Origin of the sequence: Pseudomonas sp. TUM22785, from assembly GCF_028198105.1 — a bacterium.
Lineage (GTDB): Bacteria > Pseudomonadota > Gammaproteobacteria > Pseudomonadales > Pseudomonadaceae > Metapseudomonas > Metapseudomonas solani.
In genome coordinates this window covers 1740457-1765418 of sequence record NZ_CP116239.1, presented here as the reverse complement: position 1 = coordinate 1765418, position 24962 = coordinate 1740457, and the positions used below count along the sequence as shown (strand labels likewise).

Annotated in this window: 23 protein-coding genes; 9 read left to right on the top strand and 14 right to left on the bottom strand. The window is 67.3% G+C overall.

The window, feature by feature from the left end:
• Positions 1 to 83: 83 nt before the first annotated feature.
• The 3 genes from PI990_RS08325 to fadD2 form a co-directional block, all read right to left on the bottom strand.
• Entirely contained in the window at positions 84 to 989 is a 906-nt protein-coding gene (locus PI990_RS08325) for a LysR family transcriptional regulator (RefSeq protein WP_271660338.1), read from the bottom strand.
• 233 nt (positions 990 to 1222) lie between these two features.
• Positions 1223 to 2908 carry a long-chain-fatty-acid--CoA ligase FadD1 gene (gene fadD1 / locus PI990_RS08320; protein ID WP_021219261.1) on the bottom strand — a complete coding sequence of 562 codons (1686 nt, stop codon included), beginning with the start codon at positions 2906 to 2908 and terminating at the stop codon, positions 1223 to 1225.
• Between the two features lie 285 nt (positions 2909 to 3193).
• Positions 3194 to 4882: a long-chain-fatty-acid--CoA ligase FadD2 gene (gene fadD2 / locus PI990_RS08315; RefSeq protein ID WP_021219260.1), complete on the bottom strand. Its 1689-nt coding sequence runs from the start codon at positions 4880 to 4882 to the stop codon at positions 3194 to 3196.
• Between the two features lie 274 nt (positions 4883 to 5156).
• Here fadD2 and PI990_RS08310 point away from each other — a divergent pair, with 274 nt between their 5' ends.
• The 3 genes from PI990_RS08310 to PI990_RS08300 all read left to right on the top strand — a co-directional run bounded on the left by PI990_RS08310 (position 5157) and on the right by PI990_RS08300 (position 7968).
• The gene (locus PI990_RS08310; protein ID WP_271660337.1) at positions 5157 to 6113 is read left to right on the top strand and encodes an alpha/beta hydrolase; all 957 of its coding nucleotides are present in this window, start codon (positions 5157 to 5159) and stop codon (positions 6111 to 6113) included.
• Positions 6110 to 6580, top strand: a complete 471-nt coding sequence (locus tag PI990_RS08305) for a MaoC family dehydratase (protein WP_021219258.1) — start codon at positions 6110 to 6112, stop codon at positions 6578 to 6580. The genes PI990_RS08310 and PI990_RS08305 overlap by 4 nt, the downstream gene beginning before the upstream one ends.
• A gap of 239 nt (positions 6581 to 6819) precedes the next feature.
• Positions 6820 to 7968, top strand: coding sequence for an MFS transporter (locus PI990_RS08300; RefSeq protein ID WP_271660336.1), 1149 nt, complete (start codon positions 6820 to 6822; stop codon positions 7966 to 7968).
• Here PI990_RS08300 and PI990_RS08295 read toward each other — a convergent pair.
• Genes PI990_RS08295 through PI990_RS08285 form a run of 3 tightly spaced genes read right to left on the bottom strand, consistent with a single transcriptional unit; the run spans position 7955 to position 11020 of the window.
• A complete protein-coding gene (locus PI990_RS08295; RefSeq protein WP_271660335.1) occupies positions 7955 to 8827 on the bottom strand; it encodes an efflux RND transporter periplasmic adaptor subunit in 873 nt (290 codons plus the stop codon). The two genes, PI990_RS08300 and PI990_RS08295, sit on opposite strands and share 14 nt — an antisense overlap.
• An 11-nt stretch (positions 8828 to 8838) precedes the next feature.
• Entirely contained in the window at positions 8839 to 9045 is a 207-nt protein-coding gene (locus tag PI990_RS08290) for a DUF1656 domain-containing protein (protein ID WP_111260609.1), read from the bottom strand.
• A complete protein-coding gene (locus PI990_RS08285; RefSeq protein ID WP_271660334.1) occupies positions 9032 to 11020 on the bottom strand; it encodes an FUSC family protein in 1989 nt (662 codons plus the stop codon). Before PI990_RS08285 ends, PI990_RS08290 begins: the two co-directional genes overlap by 14 nt.
• Before the next feature lie 175 nt (positions 11021 to 11195).
• Here PI990_RS08285 and PI990_RS08280 point away from each other — a divergent pair, with 175 nt between their 5' ends.
• Genes PI990_RS08280 through PI990_RS08265 form a run of 4 tightly spaced genes read left to right on the top strand, consistent with a single transcriptional unit; the run spans position 11196 to position 14812 of the window.
• On the top strand, positions 11196 to 11831 hold the full coding sequence (locus tag PI990_RS08280) for a TetR/AcrR family transcriptional regulator (protein ID WP_021219254.1): 636 nt from the start codon (positions 11196 to 11198) through the stop codon (positions 11829 to 11831).
• Positions 11828 to 12790, top strand: a complete 963-nt coding sequence (locus PI990_RS08275) for an HlyD family secretion protein (RefSeq protein ID WP_271660333.1) — start codon at positions 11828 to 11830, stop codon at positions 12788 to 12790. Before PI990_RS08280 ends, PI990_RS08275 begins: the two co-directional genes overlap by 4 nt.
• On the top strand, positions 12783 to 13727 hold the full coding sequence (locus PI990_RS08270) for an ABC transporter ATP-binding protein (protein ID WP_271660332.1): 945 nt from the start codon (positions 12783 to 12785) through the stop codon (positions 13725 to 13727). The genes PI990_RS08275 and PI990_RS08270 overlap by 8 nt, the downstream gene beginning before the upstream one ends.
• Positions 13727 to 14812 carry an ABC transporter permease gene (locus tag PI990_RS08265; protein WP_265167878.1) on the top strand — a complete coding sequence of 362 codons (1086 nt, stop codon included), beginning with the start codon at positions 13727 to 13729 and terminating at the stop codon, positions 14810 to 14812. The genes PI990_RS08270 and PI990_RS08265 overlap by 1 nt, the downstream gene beginning before the upstream one ends.
• Before the next feature lie 216 nt (positions 14813 to 15028).
• On the opposite strand, the gene ccoM is transcribed toward PI990_RS08265, so the two are convergent.
• The 4 genes from ccoM to PI990_RS08250 all read right to left on the bottom strand — a co-directional run bounded on the left by ccoM (position 15029) and on the right by PI990_RS08250 (position 16399).
• Positions 15029 to 15148, bottom strand: a complete 120-nt coding sequence (gene ccoM / locus PI990_RS31440; RefSeq protein ID WP_021219250.1) for a cytochrome c oxidase subunit CcoM — start codon at positions 15146 to 15148, stop codon at positions 15029 to 15031.
• A gap of 164 nt (positions 15149 to 15312) precedes the next feature.
• Positions 15313 to 15468: a hypothetical protein gene (locus PI990_RS08260; RefSeq protein WP_021219249.1), complete on the bottom strand. Its 156-nt coding sequence runs from the start codon at positions 15466 to 15468 to the stop codon at positions 15313 to 15315.
• Positions 15465 to 16061: an alpha-ketoglutarate-dependent dioxygenase AlkB family protein gene (locus PI990_RS08255; RefSeq protein WP_043242776.1), complete on the bottom strand. Its 597-nt coding sequence runs from the start codon at positions 16059 to 16061 to the stop codon at positions 15465 to 15467. The genes PI990_RS08260 and PI990_RS08255 overlap by 4 nt, the downstream gene beginning before the upstream one ends.
• 41 nt (positions 16062 to 16102) lie before the next feature.
• On the bottom strand, positions 16103 to 16399 hold the full coding sequence (locus PI990_RS08250; protein WP_271660331.1) for an aspartate-semialdehyde dehydrogenase: 297 nt from the start codon (positions 16397 to 16399) through the stop codon (positions 16103 to 16105).
• Positions 16400 to 16555: 156 nt separating this feature from the next.
• Between PI990_RS08250 and rapA the strand changes: the two genes are divergently transcribed.
• Complete coding sequence (gene rapA, locus PI990_RS08245) at positions 16556 to 19405, top strand: RNA polymerase-associated protein RapA (RefSeq protein ID WP_021219246.1); 2850 nt, start codon at positions 16556 to 16558, stop codon at positions 19403 to 19405.
• A 232-nt stretch (positions 19406 to 19637) separates the two neighbouring features.
• Here rapA and PI990_RS08240 read toward each other — a convergent pair whose 3' ends face one another.
• The 4 genes from PI990_RS08240 to PI990_RS08225 all read right to left on the bottom strand — a co-directional run bounded on the left by PI990_RS08240 (position 19638) and on the right by PI990_RS08225 (position 23494).
• On the bottom strand, positions 19638 to 20978 hold the full coding sequence (locus PI990_RS08240; protein WP_043242830.1) for a spinster family MFS transporter: 1341 nt from the start codon (positions 20976 to 20978) through the stop codon (positions 19638 to 19640).
• Between the two features lie 210 nt (positions 20979 to 21188).
• A complete protein-coding gene (locus PI990_RS08235; protein ID WP_271660330.1) occupies positions 21189 to 21968 on the bottom strand; it encodes a hydroxypyruvate isomerase family protein in 780 nt (259 codons plus the stop codon).
• Positions 21965 to 22849: an NAD(P)-dependent oxidoreductase gene (locus PI990_RS08230; protein ID WP_184491406.1), complete on the bottom strand. Its 885-nt coding sequence runs from the start codon at positions 22847 to 22849 to the stop codon at positions 21965 to 21967. Before PI990_RS08230 ends, PI990_RS08235 begins: the two co-directional genes overlap by 4 nt.
• A gap of 327 nt (positions 22850 to 23176) precedes the next feature.
• A complete protein-coding gene (locus PI990_RS08225; protein WP_021219242.1) occupies positions 23177 to 23494 on the bottom strand; it encodes a DUF2288 domain-containing protein in 318 nt (105 codons plus the stop codon).
• Positions 23495 to 23793: 299 nt separating this feature from the next.
• Here PI990_RS08225 and PI990_RS08220 point away from each other — a divergent pair, with 299 nt between their 5' ends.
• Positions 23794 to 24915, top strand: coding sequence for a branched-chain amino acid ABC transporter substrate-binding protein (locus PI990_RS08220; RefSeq protein ID WP_021219241.1), 1122 nt, complete (start codon positions 23794 to 23796; stop codon positions 24913 to 24915).
• Positions 24916 to 24962: the final 47 nt, after the last annotated feature.

Genomic DNA, 24962 nt, shown 5'->3' with positions numbered 1-24962 from the left:
TGCAATATTTCTAATTTACGAGTGCGCTGAGCGCACGAATAAGCGAGCCCCCTCCCTGCGGGGCAGGCACCTCACAGGGGTGATCAGCCGGGCAGGCCTTCCTCGCAGCAGCGCTTGATCAGGCCGCGCAACCAGCGGTGAGCCGGGTCGTTGTCGAAGCGCGGGTGCCAGGACTGGCGCACCCGCACCGTCTCCAGCGGCAGAGGAATCTCGAAGGCGCGCAGGGGCAGGCCGAGGCGCCGGCAGGTGCTGGCCACCGGGTCGGGCATCGGCAGGATCAGGTCGGACTCCAGCATGGCCAGCACGGCGGAGAAGAAGCTGGGGGCGATCATCACCACCTTGCGCGACAGGCCCAGCTCGGCCAGCGCCTGGTCGATGGGGCCCCGGGCCAGGCCGCGGCGGGAGACGCTGATCTGCTCGAAGGTGGCGAAGCGCTGGGCGTCGAGGGGGCCCTCCAGTACCGGGTGGCCCTCGCGCACCAGGCCGGTGAAGCGGCATTCGAACAGGCCCTGGGACTTGATCTCCGGCGACAGGGTGAGCGAAGCGCCGATCATCAGGTCGATGCGCCCGGCGCGCATGGCGTCGTCGTCGCCGTCGATTTCCGGGACGAAGCGCAGCACGGCCCCGGGCGCCTCGCGGTGGGCCAGTTCGAACAGGCGGCCGCCGTAGCAGACCATGAAGATGTCGTTGGTGCGGATGTTGAAGGTGCGCTCCAGGCCGGAGAGGTCCACCTGGTCGGCATGGAACAGGCTGCTGGCGCGTTCCACCAGGTCGCGCACCTGCTCGCGCAGCTCCAGGGCCCGGGGCGTGGGCACCAGGCCGCGACCGGCACGCACCAGGATCGGGTCGCCCACTGCCTCGCGGATGCGCGCCAGGGTGCGGCTCATGGCCGGCGCGCTCAGGTGCATGCGCCGCGCGGCCCCGGCGACGCTGCCTTCGTCGAGCAGCACGTCCAGGGCTACCAGCAGGTTGAGATCGGGCAAGGGCATGGCCGGCTCCAGGGCGGTCGCGAGAGTCGGCACTCTAGCGGGCGGGAAATGGGGCGTCGAGGCATCACAGGCGGGATCGAGTCCATCGCCCGGCACCCAGTTGCGGAGCAGTCCGGCTACTTCGCGGTGATGGGTTTCGCAGAGCTCTACCCATCCTACGGAGGCGCACCTAGATGCGACTGCCAGAAAAGAAAAAGCCCCGCAGAGGCGGGGCTTGTTCAGGGCGGAACGGATCAGCCCTTGAGCTTCTTCAGTTCCTGGTCACGCAGTTCACGGCGCAGGATCTTGCCGACGTTGGTGGTCGGCAGGCTGTCACGGAACTCGACGGCCTTGGGCATCTTGTAACCGGTGACATTGGCGCGCATGTGCTGCATCACCTCGTCCTTGGTCAGGTTGGCGCCCGGCTTGACCACCACGAAGACCTTGATCGCCTCGCCGGATTTCTCGTCCGGGATGCCGATGGCGGCGCATTGCAGCACGCCCGGCAGGGTGGCGAGCACGTCTTCGAGCTCGTTCGGGTACACGTTGAAACCGGAGACCAGGATCATGTCCTTCTTGCGGTCGACGATGCGCATGTAGCCGTCTTCCTGGATCAGGCCGATGTCGCCGGTCTTCAGCCAGCCGTCCGCCGAGAGGATCTCGTCGGTGGCGTCCTGGCGCTGCCAGTAGCCCTTCATCACCTGCGGGCCCTTGACGCAGAGCTCACCGATGGCGCCGATGGCGAGGTCGTTGCCCTCGTCGTCGACCACCTTGCACTCGGTCGAGGGGACCGGGATGCCGATGGTGCCGATCTGGATGCTCTGGAACGGGTTCACCGACACCACCGGGCTGGTTTCGGTCATGCCGAAGCCTTCGCAGATGGCGCAACCGGTGACGTCTTTCCAGCGCTCGGCCGCGGCCAGTTGCAGGGCCATGCCGCCGGACAGGGTCAGCTTCAGGGCGGAGAAATCGAGCTTGCGGAAGTCCTCGTTGTTGCACAGGGCGACGAACAGGGTGTTGAGCCCCACGAAGCCGGTGAACTTCCAGTTGCCCAGTTCCTTGACCATGGTCGGCAGGTCACGCGGGTTGCTGATCAGCACGTTGTGGTTGCCGGTCAGCATCATGGACATGCAATGGAAGGTGAAGGCGTAGATGTGGTACAGCGGCAGCGGCGTGATCAGCACTTCGCAACCTTCATTGAGGTTGGCGCCCATCAGTGCCTTGCACTGCAGCATGTTGGCGATCAGATTGCGGTGGGTGAGCATCGCACCCTTGGCCACGCCCGTGGTGCCGCCGGTGTACTGCAGCACGGCGATGTCGCCCGCTGCCGGGGAGGCATCCTTGACCGGCTTGCCACGGCCCTTGGCCAGGGCATCGTTGAGCTTCACCGCCTGGGGCAGGTGGAAGGCCGGGACCATCTTCTTCACGTACTTGACGACGCTGTTGACCAGCAGGCGCTTGAGCGCCGGCAGCATGTCGCCGACTTCGGTGACCACGACGTGCTTGATGCCGGTGCGCGGCAGTACGTCCTGGGCCAGGTGGGCCATGTTGGCCAGGCAGACCAGGGCCTTGGCACCGGAGTCGTTGAACTGGTGCTCCATCTCCCGCGCGGTGTACAGCGGGTTGGTGTTGACCACGGTGAGGCCGGCGCGCAGGGCACCGAAGACCACCACGGGGTACTGCAGCACGTTCGGCAGCTGCACGGCGATGCGATCGCCCGGTTGCAGGTCGGTGTTCTGTTGCAGGTAGGCCGCGAAGGCGCCGGACAGCTCGTAGAGCTCACCGTAGGTGATGGTCTTGCCCAGGTTGCTGAAAGCGGGCTTGTCGGCAAAGCGTTGGCAGGACTCTTTCAATACCGCCTGGATATTGGGATACGCGTCGGCATTGATTTCCGCAGGAATGCCTGCTGGATATTTGTCCTTCCAGAAATTTTCGGTCATGGAAGCCCACTCCTAAGCAACAGCTGATCTTCACTGCCGGAGGCAGTTGTTTGTTGTGTTCTGTGCAGTCGTTCAAGCCCTTTCCAGGGCAAAAAAACGCGCCGAGAGTAGCAGCTTTGCAAATGGGCGACCAGAGCCAAAGAAGGCCTTATCAGTCATTAAAATGACCGGATGCAATGACCTTGGTCATCTTTAGAGTAGTTTCTCTAAACAGCGTGCAGAAGGCGTCGCAGAGGGATCGCAGCGCATCCGCCGGCCCTCTCGGGCCGGGGATGGGGGGAAGGGTCAGGCGATGTCGCGCAGTTCGCGACGGAGGATCTTGCCGACCGGCGTCATCGGCAGGGCGTCCTTGAGGACGATGTGCTTGGGCACCTTGTAGCCGGTGAAGTTGGCTTTGCAGTAGGCCTTCAGCTCGTCGACGCTGAGGCCGCCCTCGCGGGCCACCACGAACAGCTTCACCGCCTCGCCGGACTTGTCGTCCGGCACGCCGATGGCGGCGCAGCTGGCCACCTTCGGGTGGGCCATGACCACGTCCTCGATTTCGTTGGGGTAGACGTTGAAGCCGGAGACGATGATCAGGTCCTTCTTGCGGTCGACGATGCGCACGTAGCCGTCCGGGTCGATCACCGCGATGTCGCCGGTCTTCAGCCAGCCTTCGGCGTCGAGCACCTCGGCGGTGGCTTCCTCGCGCTGCCAGTAGCCCTTCATCACCTGCGGGCCCTTGATGCACAGCTCGCCGCGCTCGCCCAGGGGCAGCTCGGCGCCGTCGTCATCGATCACCTTGAAGGCGGTGCCCGGTACCGGGATGCCCACGGTACCCAGGCGCGCCAGGGTGCCATAGGGGTTGGTGCTGGCCACCGGGGAGGTTTCGGTGAGGCCGTAGCCCTCCACGACCGAGCAGCCGGTCATGGCCTGCCAGCGTTCGGCGGTGGCCTTCACCAGGGCGGTGCCGCCGGAGTTGGTGACCTTGAGGTTGGAGAAATCCAGGTCCTTGAACTCGGGGTGGTCCATCAGCGCGACGAACAGGGTGTTGAGGCCCAGCAGCGCGGAGAAGCGCCACTTCTTCAGCTCCTTGACGAAGCCGGGGATGTCGCGCGGGTTGGTGATCAGCACGTTGTGGTTGCCGTTGACCATCATGCACATGCAGTTCGCGGTGAAGGCATAGATGTGATAGAGCGGCAGCGGCGCGATCATGATCTCCTGGCCCTGCTTCATCAGCGGCTGGCCGTCCGGGCCAAGCTGCGACAGGCAGGCATCCACCTGCTGCATGTTGGCCACCAGGTTGCCGTGGGTGAGCATCGCGCCCTTGGCCACGCCCGTGGTGCCGCCGGTGTACTGCAGCACGGCGATGTCGTCCAGGCTCACCTTCACCGGTTTCAGCGCGTGGCCCTGGCCCTGCTTCAGCGCGGCCTTGAAGGACACCGCCTGGGGCAGGTGGAAGTCGGGGACCATCTTCTTGACCTTCTTCACCACGGTGTTGACCAGCCAGCCCTTGAGGCTCGGCAGCATGTCACCCATGCGCGCTTCGATCAGGTAGTCGATTTCGGTGTCCGGCAGCACTTCCTGCACCAGCTTGCCGAACAGGTTGACGTAGACCAGTGCCCGCACGCCGGCGTCCTTGAACTGGTGGCGCATCTCGCGGGCGGTGTACAGCGGGTTGGTGTTGACCACGATGAGCCCGGCGCGCAGGGCGCCGAACACGGCGATCGGGTACTGCAGCACGTTGGGCATCTGCACCGCGATGCGGTCGCCCGGCTTGAGGTCGGTGTGCTTCTGCAGGTAGGCGGCGAAGGCGCCGGAGAGGCGGTCCAGCTCGGCGTAGGTCAGGGTGACGCCGAGGTTGCTGAAGGCCGGTCGGTCGGCGAATTTCTTGCAGGAACGTTCGAAGACCTCGATCACCGAGCGATAGGCGGTCAGGTCGATCTGGTCGGGGACGCCAGCAGGGCGTTTGTCGCTCCAGAAATCAGGTTGCATTGTTCTTATCCTCTTTGCCCTGAATGTGTCTGGCCCGCGAGCGGGACTGCCCGGAAATTAGCAGGTCCGCACCCGTACGCAAATACTCGCGAACGCGTCATAGACAGTGTGAATCTTGCCGCCATCGCCCGTGCCTGAGCGGCCCGCTGCACCTTGACCGGCCATTGCCCGAGCGGTTCCGCAGGGAACCGATCAGTCAGCCACGTGCCGAGCTTTGCGCCGCCAGGCCGCCCGTGCACAATGCGTCGACACCCCAACGCCACAAGGATTGGCCATGCACCACGATGCTTTCTGGCTCACCGCCAGCGACGGCGCCTCCCTGCACGTCAACCGCTGGAGCGGCGACGCCCAGCCCCGGGCCGTGGTGATGGTCGCCCACGGCATGGCCGAGCACGGCGGCCGCTATGCACGCCTGGGCCAGGCCCTGGTGGCAGCGGGCCTGGAACTCTACGTGCATGACCAGCGCGGCCACGGCCGCACCGCCCAGCACGGCATCCTCGGGCTGTACGCCGAGCACGACGGCTGGAACAAGGTGATCGGCGACCTGGCCAGCCTCAACCACCACATCCGCCAGCAGCACCCGCAAGCGCCGATCTTCCTCCTCGGCCACAGCATGGGCAGCTACATCGGCCAGGCCTACCTGATGCAGCACAGCTGCAGCCTGCAGGGCGCGATCCTCTCCGGTTCCAACTACCAGCCGGTGTCGCTGTACCGCAGCGGCGCCCTGGTGGCCCGCCTGGAGCGCTGGCGCCAGGGCGCCAATGGCCGCAGCGCGCTGATCGAGTTCCTCTCCTTCGGCTCGTTCAACAAGGCCTTCAAGCCCAACCGCACCGCGTTCGACTGGCTCAGCCGCGACCCGGACGAAGTGGACAAGTACGTCAACGACCCGCTGTGCGGCTTCCGCTGCACCAACCAGTTGTGGCTCGACCTGCTCGGCGGGCTTCAGAACATCACCCCGGTCAAGCACCTGGCGCAGATCGACCCCGACCTGCCGCTGCTGGTGGTGGGCGGCGGACGCGACCCGGTCAGCGACGGCCGCCGCCTGGACGACCTCGCCCGCGCCCTGCGCGAGGCCGGGATCAAGGACGTGCAACTGAAAATCTACCCGGACGCCCGCCACGAGCTGCTCAACGAGACCAACCGTGACGAGGTGACGGCCCACCTGCTCGACTGGCTGGAGCATGCCCTTGCCCACAGTCGCTACTGCCAACCGAACAAGGACACCCCATGACCCAGGTAACCAACTTCACCTACGACGCCCTCGAAGTCGGCCAGAAGGCCAGCTACGCCAAGACCGTGGAAGAGCGTGACATCCAGCTGTTCGCCGCCCTCTCCGGCGACCGCAACCCGGTGCACCTGGACGCCGAGTACGCGGCCGGCACGATCTTCAAGGAGCGCATCGCCCACGGCATGTTCAGCGGCGCCCTGATCAGCGCGGCCATCGCCTGCGAGCTGCCCGGCCCGGGCACCATCTACCTCGGCCAGCAACTGAAGTTCACCCGCCCGGTGAAGCTCGGCGACGCCCTGACCGTGGAACTGGAAATCCTCGAGAAGCTGCCGAAGAACCGCGTGCGCATCGCCACCCGCGTGTTCAACCAGAACGCCGAGCAGGTGGTGGACGGCGAGGCCGAAGTCCTCGCGCCCAAGCAGTCCCTCGCCATCGAACTGCCGGAGCTGCCGCCGATCACCATCGGCTGAGCCCCGCAGACGTAGGAAAAGCCCGGCCATCGCCGGGCTTTTTCGTTCCAGCTCGCGCATCCCCCGTAGGTTGGCGCCGAGGAACGAGGCTCAACACTGCCCCGTACCGATCCACACCCGACTTCCCAACGGTGCTTCAATTCCACTCGGAGCTGCCGAAGAATCGGGGCTCATCACCTCAACAGGGATAACCGAAGGCCACGCGCCCGAAACCTGCCCACCGGGAGTTTCGGATCGCCATGGATCTTCGCCTCGCCCTGCTCGCCTTTACCGCCTTCGCCGTCGGCCTCGACGAGAACATCGTCGTCGGCATCCTGCCGCAACTCGCCCGTGACCTCGGCGTGGAAGTGGCCGCCGCCGGCCAGCTCACCAGCCTGTTTTCCCTCACTCTGGCCATCGCCGCGCCGCTGCTGTGGTGGGCGACCCGTGCCCTGGAACGGCGGCGCCTGCTGTGCCTGACGCTGCTGGGTTTCGCCCTGGCCAACCTGCTGGCGGCCCTGAGCCCCGGCTACCTGGCGCTGGCCCTGGCACGGGTGGCCATGGCCGCCTGCTGCGGGCTGATCCTGGTGCTGACCACCACCCAGGCGACACGCATGGCCGCGCCGGAATTCCGGGGGCGTGCCATCGGCCTGGTGTTCATGGGCGTCAGTGCTGCGCTGGTGCTGGGGGTGCCCCTGGGCATCCTGGTCAGCGACGCCTTCGGCTGGCGCTGGGTGTTCGCCGGCATCGGCCTGTACTCCCTGCCCCTGGCCTGGCTGCTGCACCGCCTGCTGCCCACTGGCCACGCCGACGCCCTCCCCGGCTGGAGCGCCTGGCGCCTGCAGCTCGGCCATCCGGCCCTGGCGCTGGGGCACGGCGTTTCGGTGCTGATGATCGGCGGGCACTTCTGCCTGTTCGCCTTCCTCGGCCCCTGGCTGCTGGCCACCGGGCAGGCCAGCGGTGCCGGCGACAGCGGCCTGATGTTCCTTCTGTTCGGCGTGGCCGCGGTGAGCGGTGGCTGGCTCGGCGGGCTGCTGGTGGACCGGGTGGCCCCGCAACGGGCGTTGGTGGGGGTGCCCGGCCTGTTCCTGCTGGCCCTCGCCAGCCTGGCCCTGGCCGTGGGAGGCCCGCTGTCGGTGCCGCTGCTGATGGCCTGGAGTGCGCTGAGCTGGATGATCTCGCCGGTGGTGCAGAGCTACCTGCTGGCCCGCCACCCGCAGAGCGCCGAAGCGGCGGTGGCGGTGAACAGCTCGGCGATGCACCTGGGCGTGGCCCTCGGCGGCGCGGTGGGGGGCCTGGCCGCGCACCGCGACCTGTTGCTGACGCCCTGGGTCGGCTGCCTGCTGGTGGCCGCCGCCCTGGCCTGCGCGCTGCTGGCGCGACGGGCGCCGCAGGTCATTCCTGGATGATGGTTTCGTCCCCGACCGTGACGCTGGCGGTCATCCCGGCGCTGAGCTGGATGTCGTCCGGCACCGGGTCGAGCTTGATCCGCACCGGAATGCGCTGGGCCAGGCGCACCCAGTTGAAGGTGGGCTCGACGTTGGCCAGCAACTGGCCGTCGGGGCTGGCGTTGCGGTCGGTGATGCCGCGGCTGATGCTTTCCACCGAGCCGGTCAGGGGGCGACCGGCGCTCATCAGCCAGATCTTCACCGGCGCACCGACGTGGATGCCCGGCAGCTTGGTCTCCTCGAAATAGGCCTGCACATAGAAGGAGGCGTCATCCACCAGCGCCATCACCGGCTGCCCGGCGTTGGCGTAGTTGCCCTGGGCCAGGCGCAGGTTGGTGATCTGTCCGCTGCGCGGCGCGCGCACTTCGCTGCGGGCCAGGTTGAGCTCGGCGACCTTCACGTCCGCCTGGGCCTGGCGATATTCGCCCCGGGCGATGTCGGCGGTGATCTGCGCGTTCTCCTTCAGCTCGGCGCTGATCGCCTGCGGCCCCAGGTGGGCGCGGCGAGAGGCCTCGTGCTCGCGCAGGCGCAGCTGCTGCTGGCGCGTCTCGGCCACCGCGCGGGCCTTCTCCAGGGCCGCCAGGTAGCGCTCGCGGTCGACGCTGAGCAGCAGGTCGCCGGCCTTCACCTGCTGGTTGTCATGGACCTTGAGGTCGACGACCCAGCCGGAGACGTCCGGCGAGATCACCACCACGTCGGCCCGGATGCGCGCATCGCGCGTCCAGGGCGAGAGCATGTAGTGCTGCCAGAGGCTCCAGCCACCGACGATGGCGGCGGCGACCAGGGCCAGGGTGATGACGATACGCAGGGTGGAACGCATGGGTTTCTCCTTCACCAGTGCCCGAACCAGGCGACCAGCAACGACAGGACACAGACATACAGGGCACAGTCGAACAGCGCTTCGTGCCAGATCCAGCGCGCCATGCCGACGCGCTGCAGGGCCAGGCGCAGCAGGCCCGTCGCCAGCAGCGCCGCCAGCGCATACATCAGAAAGGGGCTGAGCAGCACGCCGCCCAGGGACCATTCACGCAAGCCCATGGCTCGCCTCCTGTTGTTCACACCATTGGCGCCAGCTCTGCCGCAGCTGCAGCAGGGCCGCCTGGGCCAGGCGCCGGTCGATGCTGGTGCCGGCCTCGCGCAGGGCGCGGATCAGTTGTTCCGAGGGTTCGTCCATCGCACCCGCCAGCGACGCCGCCGGCCCGCGCTCCAGCAGCGGCTCGATGCTGCGCAGGAAACGCGCCTCGCAGGCCTCGACCGAGCGCTCGCCGGCGGCCAGGCAGCGGCGCAGGTGCAGCAGTTCGTCGCCGATGTCGAGGCTGGTGATGCCGTCGTCCCAGCGGTTGCGCGACTGGCTGGGCAGCGCCGGGTAGTGCCGCGCCAGCTGCAGCAGGCGGTCGGCCATGCGCCCGCCGAACCAGTTCTCGGCGCCCGCCAGCGCGCGGTGGGTGAGGCGGCCCAGGTCATGGAAGGTGGCCTTGAGCAGGCGCCGCCCGTGCCAGCCGGGGTTGGTCAGCACGATGACGCGGAACACCAGCACCGCGAAGCCGACGCCCAGGAGGATGGCCATGGCCTCGTTGAGGAACAGCGCCACGTCGTAATGCATGGTGTTCTGCGGTGCGCAAAGCACGATGAAGTGCAGGCAGAAGGAGGTGGACGTCGCCCCCAGTGCCGGCTTGGCCATGCCCAGGGTGCCGAAGAACAGCGGTACGCCGAGGGCCATGCAGAGCAGCGGGAAGCCGCTCATCTGCGGCAGCACCACCTGGCCGATGAAGAAGGCCACCGGCAGCGCGTAGAGGATGCCGCGCAGGAACATCAGGCCGATCTGCTCGGCGTTCTCGCGGCTGGCGAACAGGCTGCAGACCACGCAGGTGAGGGTCAGCGCGCCCACCGAAGAGGTCCAGGCGGTGGCCAGCCAGAATGACGCCAGGCCGACGAAGGCGACGCTGCTGCGCAGGCCGTAGAGCAAGGCGGTGGGCAGGTCGCGGTGCCAGGACAGCGGCGCGCCGGCATCGTCCGGCGCCTCGCCGCGCTCCACCGCGCGCAGGGCTTGGGCAGCGGCGCGCATCTGCCGCAGCATCACCGCCAGGCGGCCCAGGCAATACTGCTGCACGGGCACCAGGTCATCGGCTTCGGCGGCGTCCAGCAGGCGCTGGCCGAGGGCTTCGCAGGCGGCGTCATCGGGCTCGGCCAGGCATTGCAGCACCTCGTCCATCCAGGGCGCCAGGCGCTCGGCCTCCCCCGCCGACAGTTGCCGCCACTGCCGCGCCACGCCCCGGGCCAGGCGCAGCAGGCTGAGCAAATCGCGGCTGAGCACCCGCAGGGCGGCAGCGCGCTGGCGGCCACGGTTGCCTTCGAACCAGGCGTGCTCGCGCTGGGCGTCCACGGCGACGATGCGCCCCAGCACGCCGAGCAGGCCCTGGCGTTCATGGGGCTCGCCGCGCAACGCCGAACGCGCGGCGGCGATGCCGGCGTTCCAGGCATCGCCGGCCTGGCGCGCCAGCTGGCGCTCCACCCGTTGCGGCCAGACCAGCGCGCTGACAGCGGTGGCGCAGATGATGCCGAGGCAGATCTCGGTGCAGCGCGCCACGGCCTGGTCGAATACGGTCAGCGGATGGGCGATGGCCGGCAGGCCGATGATCGCCACCGTGTAGCCCGCCAGCACGAAGGAGTAGGACCAGGCGCTGCGCAGCATGGTCGAGGCTGCGGTACACAGGCCCAGCCAGGTAGCCAGCGCGAGGATGAACAGCCAGGGCGTCTGCGCGAAAAGGGCCATCGCCACCACGGCCATGACGGTGCCGACCAGGGTGCCGAGCAACCGTGCCAGGCCCTTCTGCACCACCATGCCGGACAGCGGCTGGGCGACGATGAAGGCCGTCATCAGCGCCCATTGCGGTTGTTCCAGGCCGAAACGCAGCGCACACCAGAGCGCCAGCCCCCCGCCCAGGAGGGTCTTGATGGCGAACTGGAGAGCCGGGATGTCGGGGGCGACGAACGCCCGCAGGGAATCGCGCACGCGCAGGACCTTGAAGGAAATGCCAGAAGGATAGGCCGCTTCGGCCGGTGATGAATTCAACGACGACAATTATTAGCAAGCTATCTAATTGCCGTCCAGCAGATCGTGAAACTGCCCATTGAAAATTAATTAAATGAGTATTTAAATAATTTCCATCGCCTCCCAGGACAGCCCCATGACCACTCCCCGCGCCCCCGGACGCCCCAGCGGTGAAGCCCAGCAGCGTGAACGCCTGCTGGACACCGCCTGCGACGCCTTCGCCCACCAGGGCATCAATGCCAGCAGCCTGCGCGGCATCGCCCAGAGCACCGGGGTGACGCCGGCGATGGTCAATTACTACTTCGGCAACAAGCAGCGCCTGGTGGATGCGGTGGTGGAGGAGCGTTTCCTGCCCTTGATCCGCACCCTGGCCGCGCGCCTGCAAGAGGCCGGCGACGATCCCCTGGAACTGGTGCGCCTGTTCGTGCGCGGCATCAGCGCCACGGTGGAAGAGCACCCCTGGATTCCACCGCTGTGGGTGCGCGAGATCCTCTGCGAAGGCGGTGTGCTGCGCGAGCAGCTGCCCCAGCGCATCGCCCCGCTGATCCCGGTGCTGCTGGCCCAGCGCTTCGCCGCCGCCCAAGGGCGCGGCGCCCTCAACAAGGACCTCGACCCGCGTCTGCTGGTGGTCTCACTGATCGGCCTGACCATGCTGCCCCACGCGGCAGCGCCGCTCTGGCGCGGCATCTTTGCCAACCCGGAGATCGGCAACGATGCCCTGGTCAACCACACCCTGGCCCTGCTCGAACGCGGCCTGGAGGTATCGCCATGACCGCCCGCACCTTCATTCCCGGCCTGCTTTGCCTGGCCCTGTTGAGCGGTTGCGATCGCCGCGACAGCGAACCGCTGCTCGGCACCCTGGAGTGGGACCGGATCGGCGTGCCCGCCGAGGCCTCGGAAACCATCCTCGACTGGAAGGTGGCCGAAGGCGATTCGGTGCAGGCCGGGCAACTGCTGCTGGAGCTGGACCCGCGTCGCCTCGACGCCCGCCTCGACCAGGCACGGGGCCAGGTGGCCCAGGCCCAGGCGCGCCTGGATGAGCTGAGCAACGGCGCACGCCAGGAAAGCATCGACGCCGCCCGCGCCACCCTGGTGCGCAACCGCGCCGATGCCACCGAAGCCGGGCGCAATTACCAGCGGGTCGCCGCCCTTTATGCGCGAGGCCAGGTGGCCATCGCTGAACGTGACCGCGCCCGCGCCAGCCGCGACCAGGCCGATGCGGCGGTGAAGAACGCCGATGCGCAGTTGCGCGAACTCACCAACGGCACCCGCCCGGAACAACTGGCCCAGGCCGATGCCGAGCTGCAGACGGCCCGTGCCGAGCTGGCGCGCCTGCAGGTGGACCGCGAGCACCTGGACATACGCGCCCCCCGCGCCGGCCGGGTCGACGCCCTGCCCTTCCGCCCCGGTGACCAGCCACCGGCCAATGCCGAGGTGGCCAGCCTGCTGGTGGGCGAGACGCCCTATGCGCGACTGTTCATCCCCGCGCCGCTGCGCCCGCACATCGCCATCGGCGACCGCCTGCAGGTGGGCATCGAGGGCGTCGACGGCCTGTTCAGCGGGCGGGTGCGCAGCATCGCCAGCGAGGCCAGCTTCACCCCCTACTACGCCCTGACCGGCAGCGACGCCAGCCGCCTGGTGTACCGCGCCGAACTGGTGCTGGAGGGCGAGGCCGCCGCGCGCCTGCCCGCCGGCCTGCCGCTGCATGCAGAGCGCCCGGGCGATGAGTGACGGTGAGGCGGTGATCCGCGCGCGGGGCCTGACCAAGCGCTTCGGCCAGCTGGCGGCGGTGGACGGGCTCAACCTCCAGGTGAACCGCGCCGAGGTGTTCGGCTTCCTCGGCCCCAACGGCTGCGGCAAGTCCACCACCATCCGCATGCTCTGCGGCCTGCTGCTGCCCAGCGAAGGCGAGATCGAGGTGCTCGGCTGCCAGATCCCCCGCGACGCCGAGGCGCTGAAGCGACGCATCGGCTACATGACGCAGAAGTTCTCCCTCTACGAAGACCTGACCATCGGCGAGAACCTGGAATTCCTCGCCGCCGTGCAGGGCCTGCCCCGCAACGAAGGGCGCCAGCGCATCGATGAACTGCTGGAGCGCTACTGGCTGGCGGACCGCCGCAAGCAGCTCGCCGGCACTCTCAGCGGCGGCCAGAAACAACGCCTGGCGCTGGCTGGCGCGGTGCTGCACAAGCCCGACCTGCTGCTGCTCGACGAACCCACCAGCGCGGTGGACCCGCAATCACGCCGGGAATTCTGGGATTCGCTGTTCGAGCTGGCCGAGGCCGGTACCACGCTGCTGGTGTCCACCCACTACATGGACGAAGCCGAGCGCTGCACGCGCCTGGGCATCCTCGACGCCGGGCGCCTGGTAGCCGATGGCAGCCCGGCCGAGCTGATGAGCGCCCTGCCCGGCCACCCGCTGCTGATCGAATGCGCGCAGCCACGCCAGGCGCAACGTGCGCTGCAGGGCGCCGAAGAGGTGATCGCCATGGCTCAGATCGGCGCCTCGCTGCGGGTGCTCAGCGCCGAGGCCGATGCCCATGAACGCATCGCCCGGCGCCTGGCCGAGCAGGGTGTGGAGGCCGAGGTGAAGGAAACCGAGCCGAACCTGGAGGACGTCTTCGTCACCGTCACCCACCAGCCGCTGCAGAAAGCGGAGGCCAAGTGATGAACCTGCACCGCCTGGGCGCCATCGTCCTCAAGGAGCTGCGCCAGTTGCGTCGCGACCGCCTGACCTTCGCCATGATCGTCGGCATCCCCATCATGCAGCTGGTGCTGTTCGGCTACGCCATCAACATGGATGTGCGCGGCCTCGACGCCGCGGTGCTCGACCAGGCCAACACCGCCCGCTCCCGCGAGGCGGTGGCGGAGATCGGCTCCAGCCAGGTGGTGAACTTCCGCTACCACCTGGGCAGCCCCCAGGAGATCGACCAGTTGCTGCGCGCCGGGCGCATCAGCGCCGCACTGGTGATTCCCCGGGATTTCGAGGCGCGCGTCCAGCGCCAGGACCCGGAGCGCCCGCCGCTGCAACTGGTGGTGGATGGCTCCGACCAGGTGGTGCAGGCCTCGGCCCGGCAACTGGCGGGCTTCCCCCTGGAGGGCTGGCGCAGCAACCAGGCGATGTCGGTGGTGAACTTCTACAACCCGGAGCGCCTGGCACCGCTGAACACGGTGCCGGGGCTGATCGGGGTGATCCTGACCATGACCATGGTGCTGTTCACCGCCATCGCCCTGGTGCGCGAACGGGAGCGCGGCAACATGGAGATGCTGATCACCACGCCGGTCTCGCCCTGGGAGCTGACCATCGGCAAGGTGCTGCCCTTCGTCGGCATCGGCCTGGTGCAGGTGACGGTGATCCTCATCGTCGGCCTGCTGCTGTTCGAGGTGCCGGTGCGCGGTTCGCTGCTGGCGCTCTACGCGGCGGCGCTGTTGTTCATCTTCGCCAGCCTGACCCTGGGCGTGTTCATCTCCACCCTGGCGCAGAGCCAGTTCCAGGCGATGCAGATGGCCTTCTTCACCTTCCTGCCGCAGATACTGCTGTCGGGCTTCATGTTCCCCTTCGCCGGCATGCCGCGCGTCGCCCAGTGGATCGCCGAGGTGCTGCCGCTCACCCACTTCCTGCGCCTGGCGCGGGGCATCATGCTGCGCAGCGCCACGCTGGCCGAGTTATGGATGGAGATGGCGGCGCTGGTGGCCTTCACCGCGGTGATGCTCGGCGTCGCCGTATCACGGGTGCACAAGCGGCTGGATTGAGAGGCGGGCCTGGGCCCTGTGGGGTGGGTGTCCCGGGCTGAAGCCCGGGCTACGGAGGACCTCGCGGTTTCATACGTAGCCGTAGGAGCAAGAGCGCGCGCGGGTTTCACCCGCCCTACGTGAAGGCGTGGAGCATCACGGGGTAAAAATCGTGGACGAAAAAAAGGGCGACCGAAGTCGCCCGAGGTGCCTTGCGTGCCTGTGAACCTGGTGAACTCAAGCCTTCTTGTTGCGCTTGTGGGAGTCCTTCCAGATGAAATATCCGAACCCTCCAAGGAAGGCGACCATCAGACCTACGGTCCCGATACCGGCGAGAACCACTACATCGATGAACATTTGAGTGCCTCCTTCTCTTGTGGCGTTCCGTGTTTCGATGGGTCAAAGGTAAGCCCGCACCGGGAAGGGGAAATTGATCTGGATCAATAGGCGCAGAGCCCCACCGGCAAGGCCGTTGGGGAACTGATCCAGGTCAATTTAAAGGGGGGGTACAGCGGAGGGTTTCAGCGTTTTTTCGGCTTGCGCGGCTTTTTCGACTTGCCCAGGGGCATGGCCTGCTCGAAGGCATTGCGCACATCGTTCAGGCGTTTCTCGTGCAGGTCATGGATGCGTTTGTCACGCTCGGCGCCGAAATCGACCAGTTTCTCGTCATTGCTCATGAACGGATCCAGCGGAAGGTGAGATTCAGGCGAGGGTCGCAAGGGCTGCGGGTCTTCGCCACCTGATGCTGCCAATGATGCTGTGTCGGGCCGCTCATGACCAGCAGCGCGCCATGGCCGAGCTGCAATGAATGCTCGATGCGCCCACTGCCCTTACGACGCAGGTCGAAACGCCGAGTTCCGCCGAGGTTGAGCGAAGCGATAAGCGGGTCGCGGCCCAGCTCAGGCTCGTCGTCGCTGTGCCAGCCCATGGAATCCTGGCCGTCGCGGTAGTAGTTGAGCAGCGCGCCGTTGAGCGGCTGGCCGACGGTCTGCTGCAGGCGCTCGCGAATCTGCGCCAGCAGCGGCGTCCAGGGCAGCGGCCGGTGCACCAGGCCAGAGTAGCGGTAGCCGGCCTCGGGGTCGCCGTACCAGGCCAGCAGGCGGGGCACCGGGTAGTCGCGGCCATGCAGGTGGACGCTGGGTTGCTCCCAGGGGGTTTCTTCGCGCAGCCGGGCCAGCCATTCGTCGGCTTCTTCGGCGGCCAGCCAATGGGGTTCGTAACGCAGGTGGGCGTCGGGCAGGTCCAGGGGGATGTCGTCGAACAGGTCCACGGGGTCAACCGATCAGGTGCGGGCAGGGGATCATGCGCGCCTCAGACTTCCACATCCACCCACAGCCCCTGGCGCGGGAGCTGCTCGATCACTGCTTCGTCGGCCTGCTCGACATCGCCCTCGGCGATCTCTTCGGCGGTGTAGCCACGGCGCTGGCGGCGGCGCTGCTCCTCGCGAAGCAGTTCCTCGGCCTCCTGGGGGTGGCGCCGGTCCAGGCCGATGGCGCTCTCCTCGGAGCTTTCCGTCGCCGGGGTGACGGGCGGTATGTCCGGGCGCGGCTTGATCACGTCCTGCTGGGCGGTCACGGGCACCAGGCTATGGGGTATAGGCGGCAACATGGTTTTGGCCCTCCTCTGATCAGCCTGTCGGCAGGGCGAGTCACTACTTTAGCGCCGCTCGCTACACTGCAACAGACATATGGAGCGCAAGTCCCGTCGCTCTTGGCACGGCGTTCCGTTAAACTTGCCGGCTTTTTTGCATGGTGGGAGAGACGCATGGCGCAGCAGTACCAACCGGGGCAACGCTGGATCAGTGACAGCGAAGCGGAACTGGGGCTCGGGACCATCCTGGCATCGGATGGACGCCTGCTTACAGTGCTCTACCCGGCCACGGGCGAAACCCGCCAGTACGCCTTGCGCAATGCGCCCCTGACCCGCGTGCGCTTCGCGCCGGGCGACGAGATCACCCACTTCGACGGCTGGAAGCTGACCGTCCAGGAAGTCGACGACATCGACGGCCTGCTGGTCTATCACGGCCTCACCGCGCAGCACGAAGAACGCACCCTGCCGGAAACCCAGCTCTCCAACTTCATCCAGTTCCGCCTGGCCAGCGACCGCCTGTTCGCCGGGCAGATCGACCCGATGAACTGGTTCGGCCTGCGCTACCACACCCTGCAACACCAGAGCCGCCTGCTGCAGTCCTCCCTCTGGGGCCTGGGCGGCGCCCGCGCACAACCCATCGCCCACCAGCTGCATATCGCCCGTGAAGTGGCCGACCGCGTCGCCCCGCGCGTACTGCTGGCGGACGAAGTGGGCCTGGGCAAGACCATCGAGGCCGGCCTGGTGATCCATCGCCAGCTGCTCTCGGGCCGCGCCAACCGCGTGCTGATCCTGGTGCCGGAGAACCTCCAGCACCAGTGGCTGGTGGAAATGCGCCGCCGCTTCAACCTGCAGGTCGCCCTGTTCGACGCCGAGCGCTTCCTCGAGAGTGACGCCAGCAACCCCTTCGAGGACGCGCAACTGGCGCTGGTCTCCCTGGAGTGGCTGAAGGACAGCGAGAAGGCCCAGGACGCCGCCTTCGCCGCCGGCTGGGACCTGCTGGTGGTGGACGAAGCCCACCACCTGGTCTGGCACCCGGAACAGGCCAGCGATGAATACCGCCTGGTGGAGCAACTGGCCGAGGTCATCCCCGGCGTGCTGCTGCTCACCGCTACCCCGGAACAACTGGGCCAGGACAGCCACTTCGCCCGCCTGCGCCTGCTCGACCCGGCGCGCTTCCATGACCTGGAAGCCTTCCGCGCCGAAAGCGCCAACTACAAGCCGATCGCCGAAGCCGTGCAGGAGCTGCTGGACCAGGGCCGCCTGTCCCCCGGCGCCCACGCCACCATCTCCGGCTTCCTCGGTGCCGAAGGCGAAGCCCTGCTGGCCGCCGTCACCGATGGCGACAGCGAAGCCGCTGCGCGCCTGGTGCGCGAGCTGCTGGACCGCCACGGCACCGGCCGCCTGCTGTTCCGCAACACCCGCGCCGCCGTGCAGGGCTTCCCCGAGCGCAACCTGCACCCCTATCCGCTGCCGAGCCCCGTGGAATACATGGAGCTGCCGGTGGGCGAGCACCCCGACCTGTACCCGGAAGTCAGCTTCCAGGCGCAGCAGGAAAGCGGTGATGAAGCCGAGCGCTGGTGGCGCTTCGACCCCCGCGTCGAGTGGCTGATCGACACCCTGAAGATGCTCAAGAAGTTCAAGGTGCTGGTGATCTGCGCCCACGCCGAGACCGCCCTGGACCTGGAAGATGCCCTGCGCGTGCGCTCCGGCATCCCCGCCACCGTGTTCCATGAAGGCATGAGCATTCTCGAGCGCGACCGTGCAGCGGCCTACTTCGCCGACGAGGAGTTCGGCGCCCAGGTGCTGATCTGCTCCGAGATCGGCAGCGAAGGCCGCAACTTCCAGTTCTCCCATCACCTGGTGCTGTTCGACCTGCCGGCCCACCCGGACCTGCTGGAACAGCGCATCGGCCGTCTCGACCGTATCGGCCAGAAGCACACCATCCAGCTGCACGTGCCCTACCTGGAAACCAGCCCGCAAGAGCGCCTGTTCCAGTGGTACAACCAGGCCCTCAACGCCTTCCTCGCCACCTGCCCCACCGGCAACGCCCTGCAGCACCAGTTCGGCCCGCGCCTGCTGCCGCTGCTGGACGGCGGTGACGACGAGCAATGGCAGGCCCTGGTGGACGAGGCCGAGGCCGAGCGCAAGCGCCTGGAAGGCGAACTGCACGCCGGCCGCGACCGCCTGCTGGAACTCAACTCCGGCGGCACCGGCGAAGGCCAGGCCCTGGTGGAAGCCATCCACGAGCAGGACGACGAGTTCGCCCTGCCCATCTATATGGAAGCCCTGTTCGACGCCTTCGGCATCGACAGCGAGGACCACTCCGAGAACGCCCTGGTGCTCAAGCCGGGCGAGAAGATGCTCGACGCCGGCTTCCCCCTGGGCGACGACGAAGGCGTGACCATCACCTACGACCGCAACCAGGCGCTGTCCCGCGAGGACATGCAGTTCCTCACCTGGGAACACCCCATGGTGCAGGGCGGCATGGACCTGGTGCTGTCCGGCTCCATGGGCAACACCTCGGTGGCGCTGATCAAGAACAAGGCGCTGAAACCCGGCACCGTGTTGCTGGAACTGCTCTACGTCAGCGAAGTGGTGGCACCCCGCTCCCTGCAGCTGGGCCGCTACCTGCCGCCGGCCGCCCTGCGTTGCCTGCTCGACGCCAACGGCAACGACCTGGCCAGCAAGGTCGCCTTCGACACCCTCAACGACCAGTTGGAAAGCGTGCCGCGCGGCAGCGCCAACAAGTTCGTCCAGGCCCAGCGCGATGTGCTCTCGGCCCAGATCCACGCCGCCGAAGCGAAGATCCGCCCGCGTCACGAAGCCCGCGTGGCCGATGCGGTGAAACGCCTGACCGCCGAGCTGGACGAGGAGCTGGCGCGCATGATCGCCCTCAAGGCCGTCAACCCCAGCGTCCGCGACAGCGAGATCGACGCCCTGCGCAAGCAGCGTGACGACGGCCTGGCGCTGATGGAAAAAGCCGCCCTGCGCCTGGAGGCGATCCGCGTGCTGGTAGCGGGTTGATCGAGGTTCTCGGGAAATGAAAAAGCGCGCTTCGGCGCGCTTTTTCTTTGCCCTACATAACCGCTTCGGCGCCTGTAGGCTGGTCAGCTCGTAGGATGGGTAGAGCGAAGCGAAACCCATCGAGCGGAGTTACAGGAGAGGCCTTGCGCCAGGGTTCATCGCGAATGAATTCGCTCCCACGCCGGCTAGACGGCATTCAGGGAACGCCGCCCTCATCCAAAAGACGAATTCCTCAGGCCGGCACCGCGTTGACGCTGCCCGTCTCCAGCCCCGCACGCATGCTGCGGGCATCGCGGCCGAAGCAGCGGGCGGCCTGGAACAGCGCCAGCATGGTCAGGCCCAGGGCCACGGGGATCAGGTACATGGCGTCGTGCAGGCCGATGGCCTTGAACTGCTCGGTCATCTCGCTGGCACCGGCGGCGTACATCGCAGCGTGGGCGAAGTGGTCGGAGAGCAGGCCTACGACCACCGGGCCGAGGCCGCCGCCGAGCAGGTAGAGGCCGGCGAAGAACAGCGCCATGGCGGTGGCCCGCAGGCGCGGTTCGATCACGTCCTGGATGGCGGTGTAGACGCAGGTATAGAAGGTGTAGGCGAACAGCCAGCCGATGCTGAACACGCCCACGAACAGGCCGATCTCGATGCGCCCGGAGAACAGCGCGAAGCCGGTGGCGAGGGTGGCGACCAGCATGCTGCCGGTGGCCAGCAGCAGGCGCCCGCGCTCGGATTTCTCGTGGGCCTTGTCCGCCAGCCAGCCGCCGACGGTGAGGCCAATCAGCCCGGTGACGCCGCAGATAATCCCGGTGGCCACGGCCGCGCTCTGCAGCGGCAGCAGGAAGTAGCGTTGCAGCATCGGCACCATGAAGGAGTTGCAGGCGTAGGTGGCGAAGTTGAAGGTGAGGCCCGCCAGGGTCAGCCACCAGAAGGTGCGGATGGCCAGGACCCGGCGCAAGGGTTTATCCACAGGCGAAAGGTCGACCTTGACCGACTCCGCCGCGCCACGGGCCGGTTCCTTGATGAAGAACATGAACAGCGCCAGGATCAGCCCCGGGATGGCGGCGATGACGAAGGGCGCGCGCCAGCTGCCGAAGGCCTGGACCATGGCACCGATGGTGAAGAAGGCCAGCACCAGGCCCAGCGGCAGGCCGAGCATGAAGATGCCCATGGCGCGGGCGCGCTTGTTGGCCGGGAACAGGTCGCCGATCAGCGAGTTGGCGGCTGGCGCGTAGCTGGCCTCACCGATGCCGACGCCCATGCGGATCAGCAGGAAGCTCCAGAAGTTCCAGGCCAGGGCGTTGACCGCCGTCAGGCCGCTCCACACCGCCAGGCCCCAGCCCATGATCTTCTTGCGCGAGCCGGTGTCGGCCATGCGCCCCAGGGGCAGGCCGGCGATGGCATAGACGAGGGTGAAGGCCGTGCCGATCAGGCCGAGCTGGAAGTCGCTGAGGCTCCACTCATGGCGCACCGGCTCGATGATGATGGCCGGAATGGTGCGGTCGAAGAAATTGAACAGGTTCGCAAGGAACAGCAGGAACAGAACGCGCCAGGCGTTCGCCGCCTGGGGGGAAGGCTGCAAAGGCTGCATGGGGTCGGTCTCGATTGTTGTTATCTGCCAGGCAAACCGCCTGCCGGGCTTGTAAGCCGCAATCTAGACCTTGCGCACCGTTCCTGTCTGCGAACATTCGCCAGCTTTATGTAGGACAATCCAACACTTCCGCCGAATCGTCCTGCTCACAGGCTCCCGCTCCGAACGGAGCGGTGAACCGGCCCGCTACCCCAGAGCCCCTCAGCGGGCCTTGAACGCGGGCAACCAGCCGAGCGACTCCCCGGTCGGCTTGCCCGACCGGTATTCGGCGGCCAGCCAGCCGGCGTAGCCGCTCGCGTCCAGTGCATCGAGCAAGGGCGGGAAATCCGTCGCCCCCGAGCCCGGTTCGCCACGGCCGGGACTGTCGGCGAACTGCACATGGCCGATGCGCCCGGCCAGCAGGCGGATGCCGGCGGCCACGTCCAGCCCCTGGCGGGCCATGTGGTAGAGGTCGAACTGGGCGGCGAAGTTGGGCCGGTCGACGGCGCGCACCAGCTCATCCAGGTGCTCCGGCGTGTTGATCAGGAAGCCCGGCATGTCGATGGGGTTGATGGCCTCGGCCAGCACCTGGATACCCAGCGGGTGCAGGGTGTCGGCGGCCTTGCGCAGGTTGGCCACCAGGGTCGCCAGCGCGGTGTCGCGGTCCAGCCCCTCGGCCAGGCGGCCGGGCAGCACGTTGACGAACAGCGGGTTGACCACCGCCGCGTAGGCGTAGACCTGGCGTAGGGCGGCGTCGAATTCGTCCTGGCGCGACGGCACCGCCGCCAGGCCCGGGCCGCCCTGCAGCAGGTCGGCGGCGGGCAGGTTGATCAGCAACAGCGGCAGGCCGGCCTGCTCCAGCGCAGCCTTCAGCTCGCCGGCCGGCAGTTCGTAGGGGAACTGGATTTCCACGGCCTCGAAGCCCGCCTGCGCGGCGACGCCGATGCGCTCGATCAGCGGCACCTCGGTGAACAGCATGGACAGGTTGGCGGCGATCTTCATGCCTGCTCCTCGCGGTACATCTCGACCAGGGTCGCCGGGTCACGCGCCAGGTTGCCCTGGCTGCCGTGCAGGCGCATCAGTTGCGCGGCCAGGCCGCTCATGGGCGTAGCGCTGCCCTCCTCGCGGGACAGCTTGACGGCGGTGTCCAGGTCCTTGAGCAGGGTGCGTACGTGCCACTTGATCGGCTCGAAGCGGCTCTCGGCCATCTGCGGCGCGAGGATCTGCAGCGGCTTGGAGTCGGCGAAGCCACCCGCCAGCGCCGGGGCCAGCAGGCTGGCATCGACACCGGACTTTTCCGCCAGGGCCACCACTTCGGCGATCACCAGGGCATTGCAGGCGACGATCATCTGGTTGCACACCTTGGTCACCTGGCCGGCACCCACATCGCCCATGCGCGTCAGGCGCTGGCCGAGGTGGGCGAGGACCGGGCGTACCCGCTCGACATCCTCCACCCGGCCGCCGGCCATGATCGCCAGGGTGCCGGCTTCGGCACCGGGGGTGCCACCGGAGACCGGCGCATCCACCCAGCGCATGCCAGTGCGGCGCTCCAACTCGGCGGCCATCTCGCGTGTGGCGGCGGGCTCCAGGCTGGAGAAATCCACCAGCAACTGACCGGGCTTCGCGCGTTCGACGATGCCGCCAGGGCCGAAGACCACCTCGCGCACCACCGCCGTATCGGCCAGGCAGAGCATGACGATATCGGCGCTGCCGCAAAGTGCAGCGGGGCTGTCGACACGGCGGGCGCCGAGGGTTTCGAGAGGGGCGCATTTGTCGGGGCTGCGGTTCCACACCGACAGCGGGTAGCCGGCAGCGAGCAGGCGGCGGGTCATGGGCAGGCCCATCAGGCCGATGCCGGCGAAGGCGATGCTGGGGAGGGTCATGGAGGGCTCCGGAAAAACGGGGAGCCCAATCTAAACCCAACGGTCAAGGCGTGCACGCACCGGAAAAGGTAAAGGGGTGCCGCCCACCACTCGCCACGCACCACAAGGAGGCAACGGGTAACACTGCGCGCCATATAAGGGCATAAAAACCCCCAAGGCCCGTCCTTGAGCGGGTGCTCGAACGCTGGCAGTGCGCCCGATCAGGCGCCGGATGCGGGACATGCCCCCGAATATCGCATCGGGCGCGGAGGGTCAGGGGATTAGAAAGGCGGGATCGAGCAGGGAGGCATTCCCGAACGGAGTCGTCCGCGCGGGAATGCCAGGGGATCAGTGCCGGGTCGGCGCCTCGTCGCGCTCCTGGACCAGCACCCAGGGCGCCACCACCACGGCCCACAGCTTCGGGTTTCGTGCCAGCAGGTCCTCGGCACGGCTCTCCTCGACCTTGGCGAGGCTGCCGGCGCCCAGCAGCTGGGCCACCTTGGGCTTGTCGTCCTCGGCCACCGCCAGGGCGACGCCGACCAGATCCTCCGCGCCCTCGACCCAGAGCAGCGCGCCCCGTGCGAAGAAGGGCTGCAGCTCCTCCCAGGTGATGGCGGCGGTCTCGCCGAGCAGCTTGGCATAGAGGGTGCTTGATGAATCGTTCATGGCTTGCTCTGAGTGGAAAGGTAACGGTTGCAGGGCGGGCAATGATAACGCCGGCCATCTTGTTCACAAGTCCAGCCTGACGCCTCCCGCTCACTCCAGGGCACGCCGTTTTTCTATACGTTTGTTGCGATTTAGCGACATAGGAACATTCCGCCCCCATGTGTCGGCTTTTCAAGCCGCAAATCGGCACTCTACACTGTACCGGTACAGTTGCCGCGGGATATGGCGGGGTGGCTCAAAGGACCCTGTCCTGTAGGCAATCAGGACAAAAACAACGAAAAACATAAGAGTGGAGCACTATGAACAAGGCTACCAAGCAGATTTCCAAACTGTTCGCCGCTATGGCCCTCGCCGGTGTTGCCAGCTACTCCGTAGCCGCCGACACCATCAAGATCGCCCTGGCCGGCCCGGTGACCGGTGCTGTTGCCCAGTACGGTGAGATGCAATTCATCGGCGCCAAGATGGCGATCGAGCAGATCAACAAGGCTGGCGGCGTGAACGGCGCTCAACTGGAAGGCGTGGTCTACGACGACGCCTGCGACCCGAAACAAGCGGTCGCCGTAGCCAACAAGATTGTCAACGACGGCGTCAAATACGTTGTTGGCCACCTCTGCTCCAGCTCCACTCAGCCCGCGTCCGACATCTACGAAGACGAAGGCATCCTGATGATCACCGCGGCGTCCACCAGCCCGGAAATCACCTCCCGTGGCTACCAGCTGGTGTTCCGCACCATCGGCCTGGACAGCCTGCAGGGCCCGACCGCCGGCAACTTCATCGCTGACCACATCAAGCCGAAGACCGTCGCCGTTATCCACGACAAGCAGCAGTACGGCGAAGGCATCGCCACTGCCGTGAAGCAGACCCTGGAAGCCAAAGGCGGCAAGGTCGCCCTGTTCGAAGGCATCAACGCCGGCGACAAGGACTTCTCCGCCCTGATCGCCAAGCTGAAGCAAGCCAACGTCGACTTCGTCTACTACGGCGGCTACCACCCGGAACTGGGCCTGCTGCTGCGCCAGTCGGCTGAGAAAGGCCTGAAAGCCCGCTTCATGGGTCCGGAAGGCGTAGGCAACAAGGAAATCTCGGCCATCGCCGGCCCGGCCTCCGAAGGCCTGCTGGTCACCCTGCCGAAATCCTTCGACCAGGATCCGAAGAACCAGGCCCTGGTAGATGCCTTCAAAGCCAAGAACGAAGACCCCACCGGCCCGTTCGTATTCCCGGCCTACGCCGCCGTGCAAGTGATTGCCGAAGGCATCAAGAAAGCCGGCGAAGACGACACCGCCAAAGTGGCCGCAGCCCTGCGCGCCAACAGCTTCGCCACCCCCACCGGCAACCTCTCCTTCGATGAGAAGGGCGATCTGAAGGACTTCAGCTTCGTGGTTTACGAATGGCACAAGGACGGCACCAAAACCGAAGCCAAATAAGCTTCCCGCCTTAAGCCCAGAGCCCACTGCACCCGCAGTGGGCTTTG